Source organism: Inquilinus ginsengisoli, assembly GCF_031453975.1.
Classification (GTDB): Bacteria; Pseudomonadota; Alphaproteobacteria; order DSM-16000; family Inquilinaceae; genus Inquilinus; species Inquilinus ginsengisoli_A.
In genome coordinates, this window is sequence record NZ_JAVDPW010000001.1 from 640318 (window position 1) to 656138 (window position 15821).

Sequence of the window (15821 nt, forward strand, 5' to 3'; positions counted from 1 at the left end):
CCCACCGATCACATCCGGCGCAGGGCGATGCCGTCGACCGAATGGTCGGCCGCCTTGTGCAGCACCAGCCGGGCGCGTTGGCGGGTGGGCAGGATGTTCTCGCGCAGGTTGACCCGGTTGATCTCGTCCCAGATGCCGCGGGCGACGCGGCGGGCCTCGGCCTCCGGCAGGTCGCGGTGGTGGTGGAAGTAGGAGGTGGGCTGCTGGAACGCGGTGCGCTGCAGCAGCAGCCGGCGCTCGACGAACCAGCCGGCGATGTCCTCCTCATCCGCGTCGACATAGACCGAGAAGTCGAAGAAGTCCGAGGTCACGACCGACGCGCCGGACGGGGCCTGTAGCACGTTCAGCCCTTCGAAGATCAGGATGTCGGGGCGCCGCACCACCTGCTTCTCGCCCGGCACGATGTCGTAGGCCAGATGCGAATAGACCGGCGCCTCGACCTCCGGCCGGCCGGCCTTCACCGCCGAGAGGAAGCCGATCATCCGGCGCAGGTCGTAGCTTTCCGGGAAGCCCTTGCGCCGCATCAGCCCGCGCTCCTCCAGCTCCTTGCCGGGCAGCAGGAAGCCGTCGGTGGTCACCAGCTCGACCCGGGGATGGTCGGGCCAGCGCGACAGCAGCAGGCGCAGCAGCCGGGCGAAGCTGCTCTTGCCCACGGCGACGCTGCCGGCGACGCCGATGATGTAGGGCGGCGGCGCGCCGGGCCGGCCGAGGAACGCGTCCTCCACCCCGCCCAGCGCCCGGGCGGCGGCGACATGCAGGTTCAGCAGGCGCGACAGCGGCAGGTGGATCTCGGTGACGTCGGCCAGCGACACCGGGTCGTTCAGCCCGCGCAGCTCCGCCAGCTCGGCATCCGACAGCGCCAGCGGCGTCGCCGCCCGCAGCGCCGCCCATTCGGCCCGGGTGAAGCGGTCATAGGCGGCGGGCCGGGCCGCGAACAGGTCGGGCACCCGTGACGACCGATTGGTGGAAATCCGGGGGGAGGGGGCTGGTGGCGGATTCGACATCGGGCACTCGCCGTGGACAGGCCGGCAGGGTCCGACGATCCGGCCCCTGAGGGCAAGGCCGATGGAACCCCGGGGCCCACCCATGGCTTTCTACGGCAGGCATGCGCAGCGGAGGCAGGCGATGGCGGGTCGCAGTTTCTGGTCCGGCTACCTCAAGCTCACCTTGGTCACCTGCCCGGTGCAGATGACCCCGGCGGTGACCCAGGCCGAGCGGGTGCGGTTCCACACCCTGAATGCGGCGACCGGCAACCGCGTGGTCAGCCGCTATGTCGACGGCGTCTCGGGCAAGGCGGTGGCGGAAAACGACCAGATCCGCGGCTATCCCGTCGGCGAGGACGAGTTCGTGATGCTGGAGGATGACGAGCTCGACGCCGTCGCCCTCGAGACCACTCGCACCATCGACATCGAGACCTTCGTGCCGCGCGATTCGGTCGGGCTGCTGTGGCGCGACCGGCCGCACTACCTGGCGCCGAGCGAGCCTGTCGGCGAGGAGGCGTTCAGCGTCATCCGCGAGGCGATGGTGGCGACCAGGACGGTCGGCCTGTCCAAGCTGGTGCTGTACCGCCGCGAGCGGCCGATCATGATCGAGCCGCGCGGCGTGGGCATGGTGGTGTGGACCCTGCGCCAGGCCGACGAGGTGCGCGACGAGGGCACCTATTTCCGCGGCATCAAGCCGGTCGCGCCGTCGAAGCAGGCGATGACCCTGGCCCTGTCGGTGATCAAGGAGCGGCAGACCGACTGGAGCGAGGAGCTGCTGGGCGACCGGGTGCAGGCGTCGCTGAAGAAGATCATCGCGCGCAAGAAGAAGGGCCAGAAGGTGGTCGCATCGAAGCCGGCGCCGGCCGAGACGGGCAAGGTGATCGACCTGATGGCGGCGTTGCGGAAGAGTTTGGAGGCGGACAAGAAGAAGCGGTGAGGGGCTCTCTTCGTCATTGCGAGGAGGCGAAGCCGACGAAGCAATCCATGGCGCCGCCTGGCATGGATTGCTTCGCTGCGCTCGCAATGACGAAGGGGGGCGCTCTACCGACTACCCGGCCTTGCGCTTGGGCGAGGCCGTCTTCCGCTTCGTCTTGCCGGCCGCCTTGGCTTTGGCCGCCTTCACCCCCGCGCTCTCGCGCAAAGCCGCCATCAGGTCGATGACCTGGCCGCGCTTCGGGGCCGGCGGGCGCTTGATGGTCTCGCCGCGCTGCTTCGCCCTGATCAGCTCGGTCAGCGCCGCCTCGTAGCGGTCCTCGAACTTCTCCGGCTCGAACTTGCCCTTCTTCTTGCCGATGATGTGCTCGGCCAGCTCCAGCATCTCGCCGCCGATCTTCAGCTTCGGGATGTCGGCGAAGGCGTCGGCCTCGTCGCGCATCTCGTATTCGAAGTGCAGCAGGTTGGCCAGGAAGCCGGGGCCCTCGGGGCACAGCAGCACCACCCGGTCGCGCCGGAACAGCACGGTGCGGGCGATGCCGACCACGCCGGCCTTCTCGGTGGCGGCGCGGATGACGCCGAACGCCTCCTCCGCCACCTTGTCGGTGGGTGCGAGGTAGTAGGGCCGGTCGATCGCCAGCCGGTCGACCTGGGCACGCGGCACGAAGGCCTCGATCTCGATGGTCTTGGTGCTGTCGGGGATCGCGGCCTCGATCTCCTCCTCGGTCAGGACGACATACTGGTCGTTGTCCAGCGCGTAGCCCTTGACCTGCTGGTCGCGCTCGACCGGCTTGCCGGTCTCGTCGTCGACGAACAGGCGCCGCAGCCGGTTGCCGGTGCGGCGGTTGACCATGTTGAGATGGATCTCGTCGCCGTCGCTGACGGCCGAATACAGGGCGACCGGGCAGGACAGGAAGCCCAGCTTCAACGTGCCCTTCCAGTTCGCGCGCGGCGCCATGGCGTCACCCCGGGATCGACCAGCCTCTTCCCGCAACGGCCGAAGCGACTTTATCGTTCCCGCGCGGGGCGCAGCCGCCGGAACGTTCACCGGCCCGGCGTCGTTGTCCCGGCAGGGAATGCGGAGGCGCCGGTGGCCAAGAGCAGCCTGTCGACCTACAGGACCAAGCGCGACTTCACCAAGACCGCGGAGCCGAGCGGCGCCGACGCCGTGGCGCCGTCCGAACACGGCCGCTTCGTCATCCAGAAGCATGCGGCGACGCGGCTGCACTACGACCTCAGGCTCGAGCTCGACGGCGTGTTCAAATCCTGGGCGGTGACCAAGGGGCCGTCGCTCGACCCGCATGACAAGCGCCTGGCGGTCGAGGTCGAGGACCACCCCCTCGACTATGGCGACTTCGAGGGCACCATTCCCAAGGGCCAGTATGGCGGCGGCACCGTCCAGCTGTGGGATCGCGGCACCTGGGAGCCGGAGGGCAAGCTGTCGCCGCAGCGGGCGCTGGCCAAGGGCGACCTGAAGTTCACCCTGCACGGCGAGCGGCTGCACGGCAGCTGGGTGCTGGTGCGGATGAAGCGCGACCGCACCGGCGGCAAGCGCACCAACTGGCTGCTGATCAAGCATCGCGACGAGCATGCGGTCGAAGACAATGGCGACGCCGTGCTGGCCGAGGACCGCTCGGTCGCCTCCGGCCGCGCCATGGCCGACATCGCCGCCGGGCGGGGACGCGGGCCGAAGCCGTTCATGCTGGAAGGCAAGGCGGCGGGCGAGGCCGATGCGGTGTGGCAGTCGACGCCAAAATTCGGCGCGGCGAAGTCCGGGGCCGCGAAGCCCAAGGCGGCGCGGACCCGCAAGGCGCCGGCCGCGGATATGCCCGATTTCATCCCGCCGCAGCTGGCCCAGTCGGTCGACCGGCCGCCGACCGGCGGCGGCTGGGCGCATGAGATCAAATTCGACGGCTACCGGACGCAACTGCGGATCGAGGACGGCACCGCCACGCTGAAGACCCGCAAGGGGCTGGACTGGACCCAGAAGTTCGGCGCCATCGCCGCGGCGGCGAAGGGCTGGCCGGACGCCATCATCGACGGCGAGGTGGTGGCGCTGGACGAGAACGGCCATCCGGATTTCGCTGCGCTGCAGGTGGCGCTGTCGGAGGGCAAGACCGAGGATCTGGTCTTCTTCGCCTTCGACCTGCTGTTCGAGGGCGGCCGCGACTGGCGGGCCGATCCGCTGTCGGCGCGCAAGGGCCGGCTGCAGGAGCTGCTGGCGGGGCAGGGGGCCGACGCCACCTCCGCCATCCGCTATGTCGAGCATTTCGAGGAGGCCGGCGACGCGGTGCTGCGCTCGGCCTGCCGGCTGTCGCTCGAAGGCATCATCTCGAAGCGCCTCGACGCCGCCTACCAATCCGGCCGCACCGACCGCTGGACCAAGGCCAAGTGCCGCGGCGGGCACGAGGTGGTGATCGGCGGCTGGTCGACCACCGGCAACCGCTTCCGCTCGCTGCTGGTCGGGGTCCATCGCGGCGGCCATCTCGTCCATATCGGCCGGGTCGGCACCGGCTATGGCGCCGCCAAGGTCGCCCGGCTGCTGCCGAAGCTGCAGGCGGTGGAGGCCGAAACCTCGCCCTTCACCGGCCCTCGCGCGCCCCGCGGCGACAAGACCATCCATTGGGTGAAGCCCGAGCTGGTGGCCGAGATCGAATTCGCCGGCTGGACCGGGTCGGGCATGGTCCGCCAAGCCGCGTTCAAGGGCCTGCGCGAGGACAAGCCGGCGGCGGAGGTCGAGGCCGACGCCCCGGCGCCGCGGGCGGAGCTGGCGGAGCCGGTGGCGGCCAAATCCGCCGCTCCGGCGCGCGGCCGCGCCACCAGCGGCGGCAAGCCGGTGGTGATGGGCGTCGCCCTGTCCCATGCCGACAAGGCGCTGTGGCCGGATGCCGGCGACCGCAAGCCGGTGACCAAGCAGGATCTGGCGCTGTATCTGGAGGCGGTCGGGCCCTGGATGCTGCCGCACATCCAGGGCCGTCCGTGCTCGATCCTGCGGGCGCCGGACGGGATCGGCGGCCAGATCTTCTTCCAGCGCCACGCCATGCCCGGCACCTCCAGCCTGATCTCGCTGGTCAAGGTGGCGGGCGACCGCAAGCCCTATCTGCAGATCGACCGCATCGAGGGGCTGGCCGCGGTGGCGCAGTCGGGCGGGCTGGAGCTGCACCCCTGGAACAATTGGCCGGGCGAACCCGACCGGCCCGGCCGGCTGGTGTTCGACCTGGATCCGGGCCCCGGGGTCGAGTTCGCCGCGGTGGTCGAGGCCGCGCGCGAGATGAAGGACCGGCTGGAGGCGTTGGGCCTGGTCCCGTTCTGCAAGACCACCGGCGGCAAGGGGCTGCATGTGGTGACGCCGCTGGCCAAGGCGCGGGGCGTCGACTGGCCGGCGGCGAAGGCCTTCGCCCGCGAGGTCTGCCGCCGCATGGCCGAGGACCAGCCGGACCGCTATCTCGTTACCATGGCCAAGGCCAAGCGCGAGGGCCGCATCTTCCTCGACTATCTCCGCAACGACCGGATGTCGACCGCGGTGGCGCCGCTGTCGCCGCGGGCCAGGCCCGGCGCCACGGTGTCGATGCCCCTGACCTGGGACCAGGTGCGCCACGACCTGGACCCCAAGCGCTACACCCTCCGCACCGTGCCGGCGCTGCTGGCCAAGAGCAAGGCGTGGGACGGCTACGACGCCGCCGCCCGCCCGCTGGACGGCGCGATCAAGCGCCTGGAGGGAAAGAAGGCGGCCTGAGGGGGTGGCACGGCCTCACCATCCCCACCGTCGTCATTGCGAGCGCAGCGAAGCAATCCATGGCGCCGCCTGGCATGGATTGCTTCGTCGGCTGCGCCTCCTCGCAATGACGAAAGAGGGGAAGGCCTCGAAAAATCCGCCCTTTACCCCGTCTCCGGCCCTGCGCGTCGCTGTCCGGCATAGGGTGACCCCGGCGGCTTGTCCCGGGCCTCGGCCTCCGCCCAGTCCTCCTCCGCCCAGGGGCTCCAGTCGGGTTCGATGCCCAGCTGCCGGCACAGCCGGGCCGCGGCCTCGCCCAGCGGGCGGTCCAGCACATCAGGGTCCAGCACCGGATCGATCTCCGGGAGCATGTGTTTGCAGGTCGGGACAGTGCGTCGCCGATCCCTCTTGCGCATCGCCGGGCGCCGCGTTAAACCCGATCCCGCATCCAGAGCTGGGCTGACGCCCACGCCAACCTGCCTCCCGGGCAAGGTGGTGGCTCCTCGCAAGAGGGGCGATGCGGCCAGACCGGCAAACAAACGGGTCGAAAGCCGCGCGTCAGCCCTCCTCGCAACCGCGATGGAGGGTTTTTAAATGTCCGAGATCAGCCCCGCCGAGATCCCGCTCGCCGGCCCCGAAGACACCGTCGAACGGCTCGACGAGCGCCCCTGTCCCGGCCGCCACGACCCCGACCGGCGCGAGATCCTCTACGGCGTGGTCCATCGCGGCGCCGGGCTGTGGACCCATCTCTACCGCGTCGTCATCGCCCGCGCCGCGGTGCGCCCAGAAATCCATCTCGACCGCGTGCTGCCGGGCGACCGCCTGGGCGACCTGCGGCGGGCCTATGGTGTGGCGGCGGAGCTGGCCGCGTAACAGAACGGTCTTTGGGATCCCGGAACGGTATCGCACCTTATGCTGTCATTGCCCGGCTTGACCGGGCAATCCAGGGGCCACCGAGAGCCGCTCTGGCCGCCCCTGGATGCCACCCCTCGGACTTGATCCGGGGGCAAGCCGTGGCATGACAGCTTAGGGATGGTGAGGGGGTGGCCCCGGCCTCTCCCAAATTACGCCGCGCGGATCGCGACGGCTCACGCCGCGCGGACGTAGCGGCCGGGGGCGTCTTCGATCGGGGTCAGTTTGCCGTCGCCGGGCTGGCGGGCCGGGACCTGGCCGCCGGCGTGGCGGGCCACCCATTTCTGCCATTCCGGCCACCACGACCCCTCCACCGCCGTGGCCGCCTTCAGCCAGGCCTCGGGGCTCTTCGGCGTGCGGGTGTTGACCCAATGGCTGTACTTCTTCGCCGCCGGCGGGTTGACCACCCCGGCGATGTGGCCGGAGGCGCTGAGGCAGAACCGCACCGGCCCGCCGAACAGCTGGGTCGCGGCATAGGTCGAGGCCCAGGGCGCGATGTGGTCCTCGCGCGTCGACAGCATGAAGGTCGGGGTCTTGATCGTGCCGAGGTCGATCGGCACCCCGGCCAGGCTGATCCCGCCCGGCTGCGCCAGCCGGTTCTCCTGGTACATGTTGCGCAGGTAGAAGCTGTGCATCGCCGCCGGCATGCGGGTGGTGTCGCTGTTCCAGTACAGGAGGTCGAAGGGGAAGGGGTCCTTGCCCAGGAGGTAGTTGTTGACCACGAAGGACCAGATCAGGTCGTTGGCGCGCAGCAGGTTGAAGGTCGACGCCATCGCCCCGCCCTCGAGATAGCCCTTGCCGGCCATCCGCGCCTCGATCGCCTGCAGCTGCTCCTCGTCGACGAAGATGCCGAGCTCCCCGGGATCGGTGAAGTCGGTCAGGGTGGTCAGGTAGGTGGCGCTCTTGATGCGGTCGTCGCCCTTGGCGGTCATCCAGGCCAGGGTGCTGGCCAAGAGCGTGCCGCCCAGGCAGTAGCCGACGGCGTTGACCTCGCGCTCGCCGGTCGCCTGCTCGATCGCGCCCAGCGCCGCCAGCGGCCCCTCGAGCATGTAGTCGGCGAAGCTCTTGCCCGCCAGCCGGCCGTCGGGGTTGACCCAGGAGATGACGAAGACGGTGTGGCCCTGCTCGACCGCCCAGCGGATCAGGCTGTTCTGCGGCTTGAGGTCCAGGATGTAGAATTTGTTGATCCAGGGGGGGATCACCAGCAGCGGCCGGCGCGCCACCGTCTCGGTGGCCGGGTCGTACTGGATCAGCTGCATCAGCTCGGTCTCGAACACCACCTTGCCCGGGGTCAGGGCGATGTTGCGGCCGATCTCGAAAGCGTCGCGGTCGGTCATGCTGATCGCCAGCTCGCCGCGGCCGCGCTCCAGGTCGGCCAGCATGTTCTCCAGCCCCTTGACCAGGTTCTCGCCGCGCGACTCCAGGGTGCTGCGCAGCACCTCGGGGTTGGTGGCGACGAAGTTGGAGGGCGCCATCGCGTCGATGAACTGGCGGGTGTAGAAATCGACCTTCTTGGCGGTCTTGGCGTCCAGCCCCTCGACCTCGCGCACCGACCCCTGCAGCCAGCGCGCGGTCAGGAGGTAGGACTGCTTGATGAAGTCGAACACCGCGACCTCGTTCCAGGCCGGGTCCTTGAAGCGCTTGTCACCCTTCTCCGCCGTCACCAGCGGCTCGGCCTCCTGGCCCATCAGCCGCTGGGTGGTGCGGCTCCACAGCGTGGCGTAGTCCTGCCACAGCGACATCTGGGTCTGCAGCAGCCGGGTCGGGTCGCTCATCATCTGCTTGGTCATCGCCAGGAAGGCCGAGCCGATGTTCAGCGGGTCGATCTCCGGCGTCTCGCCGTGGCGCTGCTTCTCCAGGAAGGCGGTCACCAGGCGCGAGCTGCGGTCGGCGATCTCCATCATGCGGCGGCCGAGTTCGGCCGGATCGGCGGTGGGGGCCGGCGCTGCGGCCGGGCCGGGCTTGGCCGGGCCGGAGCCGGCGCGGACGCGGTCGGTCATGGACGGCGGTCTCCCCTGCGGATCTACGGCGCTGCCCGATGCGACCGTTTCAAAGGGTCGAACGCCGCTTATCCGCCACTTTGCACGGCCATCCTCTTTCCAGTCCACCCTTTCAACGAAGTGTGCTAGGCACGTGCCCATGCGTCGCACCGCCCCTCTCTCGATCGTCTCCGCCCGCCCCCGGCTTCCGGCCCGGGGCGTCGTCGCCGCCACTGTCCTCGGCCTCGCTCTGGCAGGCTGCGGCGGTCGCCTGTTCGACGGCACGCCCTATGCGGGCGATGTGCAATCCTCCGTCCCGAAAGCCGAGACCGCCGAGGTCACGCCGCTCGGGCCGGCCGAGGCGCCGCCGGTGCCCAGCGTCGGCGGGCCGCTCGGCACCGAGCAGACGGCGAACACCAAGACCTACCAGGTGCCGCTGCTGGCCCAGACCGATGCCGACCGCGCGGCGCTGCAGCAGGCCCAGGGCCAGCAGCGGGCGCAACAGCAGCAGCGCCAGGCGCAGCTGAACGCCCAGCGCCAGGCCGCCTTCGAGGCCCAGCAGCGCCAGGCCGCGGCGCAGCAGCAGGCCGCGCAGCAGCCGGCCCAGCAGCCCACCGGCACCGTGGCGCCCCTGACCTTCGGCCAGCGCCGCGCCACCGCCGCCCCGTCGGCGATGGAGGCGATGCCGCGCCCGGCCTCGCCGCAGACCTATCCCAATCTCGGCAGCGTGCCCGAGAAGCCCGAGAACCTGCCGACGCCGGAAGAGCGGGCGGCGGTGCGCAACCAGCTCGAGGCCGACCGTGCCGCCTCCGGCGCGCCGGGTGCCTTGAGCTTCGGCAACAAGGCGGCGGGCACCGCCCCGGCCCCGGCGGAATCGAAGCCGGCCTTCAGCTTCAACAACCGGGTGGTCGGCATGGTCAAGTTCGACAGCGGCAGCACGACCATGCCGGCCGCCGGCAACAGCACCGTCGAGACCGTCGCCAAGACGGCGCAGAGCCCGAAGCTGCGCGTCGTCGGCTACGGCGCGGGTGACGGCGCGGCCCAGGCCAAGGCGCGGGCCGAAGCGGTGGCCGCAGCCCTGCGCGCCGCCGGCGTCGACCCGGCCCGCATCATCACCGGCGGTTCGGCCGACACCCGGGCGAACATCACCGACGAGCAGGCCGCCCGCGTCGAAATCTACCTCGCCCAGTAAGCTCAACGCCGGCGCCCCGACGGGCGTCGGGGGGATACGTCGATGACCGACCAGGACTTCCACCGAATCAAGCGCCTGCCGCCCTATGTGTTCGCCGAGGTGAACGCGATGAAGGCGGCGGCGCGAGCTCGGGGCGAGGACATCATCGATCTCGGCATGGGCAATCCGGACGGGCCGCCGCCGAAGCATGTCATCGAGAAGCTGGCCGAGGCGGCGCAGAACCCGCGCAGCCACGGCTATTCGACCTCGCGCGGCATTCCTGGGCTGCGCCGCGCCCAGGCCGCCTACTACCAGCGCCGCTTCGGCGTCGACCTCGACCCCGAGAGCGAGATCGTCGTCACCATCGGGTCGAAGGAAGGGCTGGCCAACCTGGCCCAGGCCATCACCAGCCCGGGCGACATCATCCTGGTGCCGAACCCCAGCTACCCGATCCACATGTTCGGCTTCATCATCGCCGGCGCCTCGGTGCGGTCGCTGCCGCCGATCGCGCCCGGGGGCAGCTTCCTCGAGGTGCTGGAGCGTGCGGTGCGGCACAGCGTGCCGAAGCCGACCGCGCTGGTGCTGAACTACCCGTCGAACCCGACCGCCGAGGTGGTCGACCTCGACTTCTACCGGCCGATCGTCGAGTTCTGCCGCCAGCACGGCATCTGGATCCTGTCTGACCTGGCCTATGCCGAGATCTATTTCGACACCGCGCCGCCGCCCTCGATCCTGGCGATCCCCGAGGCGCGCGACATCGCGGTCGAGTTCACCTCGCTGAGCAAGACGTACTCGATGGCCGGCTGGCGCATCGGCTTCGCCGCCGGCAACAAGCGCCTGATCGCCGCCCTGGCGCGGGTGAAGTCCTATGTCGACTACGGCGCCTTCACCCCGCTGCAGGTGGCGGCGACGGCGGCGATAAACGGGCCGCAGGATTTCGTCGACGAGATGCGGGCGCGCTACCGCCTGCGCCGCGACACCCTGGTCGACGGCCTGCGCGCCGCCGGCTGGGCGGTGGAGAAGCCCGAGGCCAGCATGTTCGTCTGGGCGCAGATTCCGGAGCCCTTCGCCAAGATCGGCTCGCTCGCCTTCTCCAAGCTGCTGCTGGAGGAGGCCGGGGTCGCGGTCGCGCCGGGCGTCGGCTTCGGCGAATACGGCGACGGCCATGTCCGCATCGCCCTGGTCGAGAACCACCAGCGCATCCGGCAGGCCTGCAAGAACATCAAGACCTTCCTCAGCCGGCGCCGCAACGACCCGGAGCCGGCCAGCCTGAAGCCCGGCCTTAAGGCGGTGTCGTGACCCCCGTGCTTCGCATCGGCATCGCCGGCCTCGGCACGGTCGGCGGCGGCGTGCTGCGCCTGCTGCAGGCCAATGCGGACCTGCTGGCCCAGCGCAGCGGCCGGCGCATCGTCGTCGCCGCGGTCTCGGCCCGTGACCGCCACCGCGACCGCGGCATCCCGCTCGACGGGGTGCGCTGGTACGACGACGCGGTGGCCCTGGCCGCCGACCCCGAAATCGATGTGGTGGTCGAGCTGATCGGCGGGGCCGACGGCGTCGCCCGGGTGGTGTGCGAGACCGCGATCGCCCATGGCAAGTCGGTGGTCACCGCCAACAAGGCGCTGCTGGCCCTGCGCGGCCCGGCGCTGGCCGCCCAGGCCGAGGAGGCCGGCGTCGGCCTGGCCTTCGAGGCGGCGGTGGCCGGCGGCATCCCGGCGATCAAGGGGCTGCGCGAGGGCCTGGCCGCCAACCGCATCGACGGCGTCTTCGGCATCCTCAACGGCACCTGCAACTACATCCTGACCGAGATGCGGACGACCGGCCGGGAGTTCGCGGAGGTCCTGGCCGAGGCGCAGAAGCTGGGCTACGCCGAGGCCGACCCCAGCTTCGACGTCGACGGCGTCGACGCGGCGCACAAGCTGGCGGTGCTGGCGGCCCTGGCCTTCAACGCCCGGGTCGAGTTCGACGACCTGCACATCGAGGGCATCCGCCACGTCTCGGCGCTCGACATCGCCTATGCCGAGGAGCTGGGCTACCGCATCAAGCTGCTCGGCATTGCCCGGCGCACGACCGAGGGGCTGTCGCTGCGGGTGCATCCCTGCATGGTGGCCGCGGCCTCGCCGATCGCCCATGTCGAGGGCGTGTTCAACGCCGTGGTGGCGCAGGGCGACTTCGTCGGCCAGGTGATGATGACCGGCCGCGGCGCCGGCGCCGGCCCGACCGCGTCGGCGGTGGTGGCCGACCTGGTCGATCTCGCCCGCGGCCTGCGGGTACCGGCGCTGGGCATCCCGGCGGCGCGGCTTGAGGCCGCACCCATCGTGGCGATGGACCATCGCCGCGGCGCCTACTACCTCCGCCTGATGGTGGTGGACCGGCCCGGCGTGATCGCCGACGTCGCCGCCGCCATGCGCGACCAGCAGATCTCGGTGGAAAGCCTGCTGCAGCGCGGCCGGTCGCCGGGCGACGCGGTGCCGCTGGTGATCATCACCCATGAGACTGACGAGGCGGCGATGAACCGCCTGCTGGCCACCATCGGTTCGCTCGACGCGGTGCTGGAACCGCCGCATGTCATCCGCATTGAAGACCTGTGATCATCCCGCGTGCCGAGCGTCACGGAAGCTTGGTACACCCGTCGCTGACTAGAATAGAACGGTGCCGGTCCTCGCCGAACCAAGCCGCAGCCCCAAGGGCCTCGGATGGTGGCGATGACGCGGACGAGGCAAGAGGATCCGAGAGACGATGAAACGGCCGGAAGCCAAGACCCAGGTGATGGACCGCAACCTCGCGCTCGAGGTGGTGCGGGTGACGGAAGCCGCAGCCCTCTCCGCCTCGCGCCTGATGGGCCGCGGCGACGAGCGCCAGGCCGACCAGGCCGCGGTCGACGCGATGCGCCAGGCGCTGAACAGCCTCGCCATCGACGGCGAGGTGGTGATCGGCGAAGGTGAGCGCGACGAGGCGCCGATGCTCTACATCGGTGAGAAGGTCGGCACCGGCGAGGGCCCGGAGATCGACATCGCGCTCGACCCGCTGGAAGGCACCACCATCACCGCCAAGGGCGGCCCCAACGCGCTGGCGGTCATCGCCATGGCGAACAAGGGCGGCTTCCTCAAGGCGCCCGACGTCTACATGGACAAGATCGCGGTCGGCGGCGACCTGCCGAAGGACCTGATCGACATCGACGCCACCCCGGCGCAGAACCTCAAGGCGCTGGCCCTGGCCAAGCGGGTCGACGTCTCCGACCTCGTGGTCTGCGTGCTCGACCGGCCGCGCCACCAGGAGCTGATCACCCGGATCCGCGAGGCCGGGGCCCGGATCATGCTGATCTCCGACGGCGACGTCTCCGGCGTGATCGCGACGGCCGAGGCCGGCACGGGCGTCGACCTCTATCTCGGCACCGGCGGCGCGCCCGAGGGCGTGCTGGCGGCCGCGGCGCTGCGCTGCATCGGCGGCCAGATGCAGGGCCGCCTGCTGTTCCGCAACGACGACGAGCGGGAGCGGGCGAAGCGCCAGGGCATCGAGGATTTCAGCCGCGTCTACGGGCTGATGGACCTGGCCGGCGGCGACGTGATGTTCGCGGCCACCGGCGTGACCTCGGGCCCGATGCTGCGCGGCGTCCGCCTCATCCCGGGCGGGGCCATCACCCATTCGATCATCATGCGGTCGAAGAGCGGCACGGTGCGGACGATCGAGGCGACGCACAATTTCCGCCGCAAGACCGGCTTCGAGTTCATCGGCGGGTGACGTCGAAGCCATGACCGGGGCGGCCGTGGCCGCGCCCTCTCCCGAATTCCCGGCGCCGGCGCTGTTCGGCGTCGAGAGTTCGGCCAAGGGCGCGCGCTGGATCGGCCGTGCCGCGGATGACCGGCTGGCGCTGGCGCTGGCCCAGCGCCATGCCCTGCCCGAGATCGTGGCCCGGGTGCTGGCGGCACGCGGCATCGGCCTGGACGACGCGAAGGATTTCCTCAATCCGACCCTGCGGGCGCTGCTGCCCGATCCCTTGGTGCTGCGCGACATGGACCGCGCCGCCGACCGCATCGCCCGGGCGGTGACTTCGGGCGAGGGCATCGCCATCTTCGGCGACTACGACGTCGACGGCGCCACCTCCACCGCCCTCCTGACCCGCTATCTCCGCGCGGTCGGGGTCGAGCCGCAGATCCACATTCCCGACCGCATCGCCGAAGGCTACGGCCCCAACGCCCAGGCGTTGGAGAAGCTGCGCGCCGGCGGCGCCGGGCTGGTGGTGACCGTCGATTGCGGCACCACCGCCTTCGAGGCGCTGGAAGGCGCCATGGGCAGCGGGCTCGACGTCGTGGTCATCGACCACCACACCGCCGAGCCGCGGCTGCCCAGGGTGGCGGCGGTGGTCAACCCCAACCGCCTCGACCAGGATCCCGGCCTCGGCCAGCTCGCCGCCTGCGGTGTGGTCTTCCTGGCGCTGGTGGCGCTGAACCGCGTGCTGCGCCGCGCCGGCCTGTTCGCGAACCGGGCGGAGCCGGATTTGATGGCGCTGCTCGACCTGGTCGCGCTCGGCACCATCTGCGACGTGGTCCCGCTGACCGGGCTGAACCGGGCTTTGGTGGGGCAGGGGCTGAAGGTGATGGCCCAGCGCCGCAACATCGGCCTCGCCGCCCTGGCCGATGTGGCGCGGGTGACCGAGACGGTCGACGCCTATCACGCCGGCTACCTGCTGGGGCCGCGGATCAATGCCGGCGGCCGCATCGGCCGGGCCGATCTCGGCGCCCGGCTGCTGGCCACCGAGGACCGGGAGGAGGCGACCCGGATCGCGGCGCTGCTCGACGAGCACAATGTCGACCGCAAGACGGTCGAGGCCGACGTGATGGCCCGGGCGATCGCGCAAGCTGAGGCGGCCGGCGCCGGCCCGATGATCCTGGTCGCGGGGGAGGGGTGGCATCCCGGCGTGGTCGGCATCGTCGCCGGGCGGCTGCGCGAACGCTACGGCCGGCCCGCCTGCGTGGTGGGTTTCGAGGGCGGCATCGGCAAGGCTTCGGGCCGTTCGGTGCCGGGGGTCGACCTCGGCGCCGCGGTGATCGCGGCGCGCCAGGCCGGCCTCCTGCTCTCCGGCGGCGGCCACCGCATGGCGGCGGGCTTCACCGTGCGGCAGGATCTGATCGCCGAGCTGCACGACTTCCTCTCCAGCCACATCCACGGCCAAAGCAACGCGCCGATGGTGCCGGTGGTCGAGCTCGACGGCACGCTGGTGGTCGAGGCGGCGACGGTCGGCCTGGCCGAGACCCTGGCCAAGCTGGGGCCCTACGGCGCCGGCAACCCGGAGCCGCGCTTCGCCCTGCCGCGGGTGCGGGTGGTGGCGGCCTCGGTGGTCGGCAGCGGCGGCCATGTCGCCTGCACCCTGGTCGGGCCGGACAATGGCCGGCTGCGGGCGATCGCCTTCCGCTGCGCCGACCAGCCGCTGGGCCAGGCGCTGCTGCGCCGCGACGCGCTGGTGCATGTCGCCGGCACGCTCCGGCTCGACCGCTGGAACGGCAACCTGCGGGTGCAGCTGTTCATCGAGGATGTGGCGCCGGTCTGGGCGGAAAGCGCTTGATTTCCGGCGCTGCTACGGCTAGGTCTCTGCGCCGCGCCGACCCCTTCGTCTAGAGGCCTAGGACACCGCCCTTTCACGGCGGTAACACGGGTTCGAATCCCGTAGGGGTCGCCACTTCGGTATAAAACTGGGCACTCCCAACGCCGCCGTTGCCACGCTGGCAGTGGTGGTAAGTGCCCGCAGCAATTCCGCTTTTGAGCCCGTGATGCGAATCTCCCGACCGTCGACGACTTCGACGCGTTGCGCTAGCGCGCGGAGATGGTCACGCCGGTATGTTCCATCTTCGTTCCGAAGCTTGCGCCGCGCTGCCCGGGCGAATCTCCGGATTGCGTCCGGCGTGACGGTCGAGCCAGCCCCCTCAACGAGAGATGCCACCCGTTCGGCGTCGGCCCGAGCTTGGTCGCGGATTCCAGCGAGCTCCGCTCCGTCCTCGATCGCCTGGTAGAGGCGCTTCAGCTTCGCCTCAGCCTCCGTCGTTCGTTTGCGCAGTTCGGCAATATGGCTGCGGCGGCGTTCGACCCATTCATCGCGCCGCTCCAAGAGTTGCTTCAGGATCTCCTGGAGGCGT

General features: G+C 70.8%; 12 protein-coding genes, 1 tRNA gene and 1 riboswitch. Of the genes, 9 read left to right on the forward strand and 4 right to left on the reverse strand.

Annotation, left to right across the window (positions count from 1 at the left end; all coding sequences use genetic code 11):
* Window positions 1–8: 8 nt before the first annotated feature.
* Window positions 9–947: a type I pantothenate kinase gene (gene coaA, locus E9232_RS02985; protein WP_309792046.1), complete on the reverse strand. Its 939-nt coding sequence runs from the start codon at window positions 945–947 to the stop codon at window positions 9–11.
* A 178-nt stretch (window positions 948–1125) separates the two neighbouring features.
* On the opposite strand from coaA, the gene ku (E9232_RS02990) reads away from it, so the two are divergent.
* A complete protein-coding gene (ku, locus tag E9232_RS02990; protein ID WP_309792047.1) occupies window positions 1126–1920 on the forward strand; it encodes a non-homologous end joining protein Ku in 795 nt (264 codons plus the stop codon).
* A 111-nt stretch (window positions 1921–2031) separates the two neighbouring features.
* Here ku (E9232_RS02990) and ku (E9232_RS02995) read toward each other — a convergent pair whose 3' ends face one another.
* Window positions 2032–2874 (reverse strand): non-homologous end joining protein Ku, encoded by an 843-nt coding sequence (gene ku / locus E9232_RS02995; protein ID WP_309792049.1) that lies wholly within the window; start codon window positions 2872–2874, stop codon window positions 2032–2034.
* 132 nt (window positions 2875–3006) lie between these two features.
* Between ku (E9232_RS02995) and ligD the strand changes: the two genes are divergently transcribed.
* On the forward strand, window positions 3007–5652 hold the full coding sequence (gene ligD / locus E9232_RS03000) for a DNA ligase D (protein ID WP_309792050.1): 2646 nt from the start codon (window positions 3007–3009) through the stop codon (window positions 5650–5652).
* 143 nt (window positions 5653–5795) lie between these two features.
* Here the strand turns inward: ligD and E9232_RS03005 are convergent, their stop codons facing one another.
* Complete coding sequence (locus tag E9232_RS03005) at window positions 5796–6002, reverse strand: hypothetical protein (protein ID WP_309792051.1); 207 nt, start codon at window positions 6000–6002, stop codon at window positions 5796–5798.
* A 68-nt stretch (window positions 6003–6070) separates the two neighbouring features.
* Window positions 6071–6180: riboswitch (SAM-I-IV-variant riboswitch) on the forward strand.
* Window positions 6181–6225: 45 nt separating this feature from the next.
* On the opposite strand from E9232_RS03005, the gene E9232_RS03010 reads away from it, so the two are divergent.
* A complete protein-coding gene (locus tag E9232_RS03010; protein WP_309792052.1) occupies window positions 6226–6504 on the forward strand; it encodes a hypothetical protein in 279 nt (92 codons plus the stop codon).
* Window positions 6505–6719: 215 nt separating this feature from the next.
* Here the strand turns inward: E9232_RS03010 and phaC are convergent, their stop codons facing one another.
* Window positions 6720–8447: a class I poly(R)-hydroxyalkanoic acid synthase gene (gene phaC, locus E9232_RS03015; RefSeq protein ID WP_309792245.1), complete on the reverse strand. Its 1728-nt coding sequence runs from the start codon at window positions 8445–8447 to the stop codon at window positions 6720–6722.
* Between the two features lie 235 nt (window positions 8448–8682).
* On the opposite strand from phaC, the gene E9232_RS03020 reads away from it, so the two are divergent.
* The 6 genes from E9232_RS03020 to E9232_RS03045 all read left to right on the forward strand — a co-directional run bounded on the left by E9232_RS03020 (window position 8683) and on the right by E9232_RS03045 (window position 15367).
* Window positions 8683–9714 carry an OmpA family protein gene (locus E9232_RS03020; protein WP_309792054.1) on the forward strand — a complete coding sequence of 344 codons (1032 nt, stop codon included), beginning with the start codon at window positions 8683–8685 and terminating at the stop codon, window positions 9712–9714.
* 42 nt (window positions 9715–9756) lie between these two features.
* Entirely contained in the window at window positions 9757–10992 is a 1236-nt protein-coding gene (locus tag E9232_RS03025) for an LL-diaminopimelate aminotransferase (RefSeq protein ID WP_309792055.1), read from the forward strand.
* A complete protein-coding gene (locus E9232_RS03030) occupies window positions 10989–12281 on the forward strand; it encodes a homoserine dehydrogenase (RefSeq protein ID WP_309792056.1) in 1293 nt (430 codons plus the stop codon). The genes E9232_RS03025 and E9232_RS03030 overlap by 4 nt, the downstream gene beginning before the upstream one ends.
* A 178-nt stretch (window positions 12282–12459) precedes the next feature.
* Window positions 12460–13431, forward strand: a complete 972-nt coding sequence (gene glpX, locus E9232_RS03035; protein ID WP_309792246.1) for a class II fructose-bisphosphatase — start codon at window positions 12460–12462, stop codon at window positions 13429–13431.
* Between the two features lie 10 nt (window positions 13432–13441).
* On the forward strand, window positions 13442–15253 hold the full coding sequence (gene recJ, locus E9232_RS03040) for a single-stranded-DNA-specific exonuclease RecJ (protein WP_309792057.1): 1812 nt from the start codon (window positions 13442–13444) through the stop codon (window positions 15251–15253).
* Between the two features lie 38 nt (window positions 15254–15291).
* Window positions 15292–15367: transfer RNA gene (locus E9232_RS03045), tRNA-Glu, on the forward strand.
* Window positions 15368–15821: the final 454 nt, after the last annotated feature.

Excerpts from the sequence above, each read along its gene's own strand:
- ku (WP_309792047.1), top strand. The coding sequence starts at position 1,126 with ATGGCGGGTCGCAGTTTCTGGTCCGGCTACCTCAAGCTCACCTTGGTC.
- ku (WP_309792049.1), bottom strand. The coding sequence starts at position 2,874 with ATGGCGCCGCGCGCGAACTGGAAGGGCACGTTGAAGCTGGGCTTCCTG.
- E9232_RS03005 (WP_309792051.1), bottom strand. The coding sequence starts at position 6,002 with ATGCTCCCGGAGATCGATCCGGTGCTGGACCCTGATGTGCTGGACCGC.
- E9232_RS03010 (WP_309792052.1), top strand. The coding sequence starts at position 6,226 with ATGTCCGAGATCAGCCCCGCCGAGATCCCGCTCGCCGGCCCCGAAGAC.
- phaC (WP_309792245.1), bottom strand. The coding sequence starts at position 8,447 with ATGATGGAGATCGCCGACCGCAGCTCGCGCCTGGTGACCGCCTTCCTG.
- E9232_RS03020 (WP_309792054.1), top strand. The coding sequence starts at position 8,683 with ATGCGTCGCACCGCCCCTCTCTCGATCGTCTCCGCCCGCCCCCGGCTT.
- E9232_RS03025 (WP_309792055.1), top strand. The coding sequence starts at position 9,757 with ATGACCGACCAGGACTTCCACCGAATCAAGCGCCTGCCGCCCTATGTG.
- glpX (WP_309792246.1), top strand. The coding sequence starts at position 12,460 with ATGGACCGCAACCTCGCGCTCGAGGTGGTGCGGGTGACGGAAGCCGCA.
- recJ (WP_309792057.1), top strand. The coding sequence starts at position 13,442 with ATGACCGGGGCGGCCGTGGCCGCGCCCTCTCCCGAATTCCCGGCGCCG.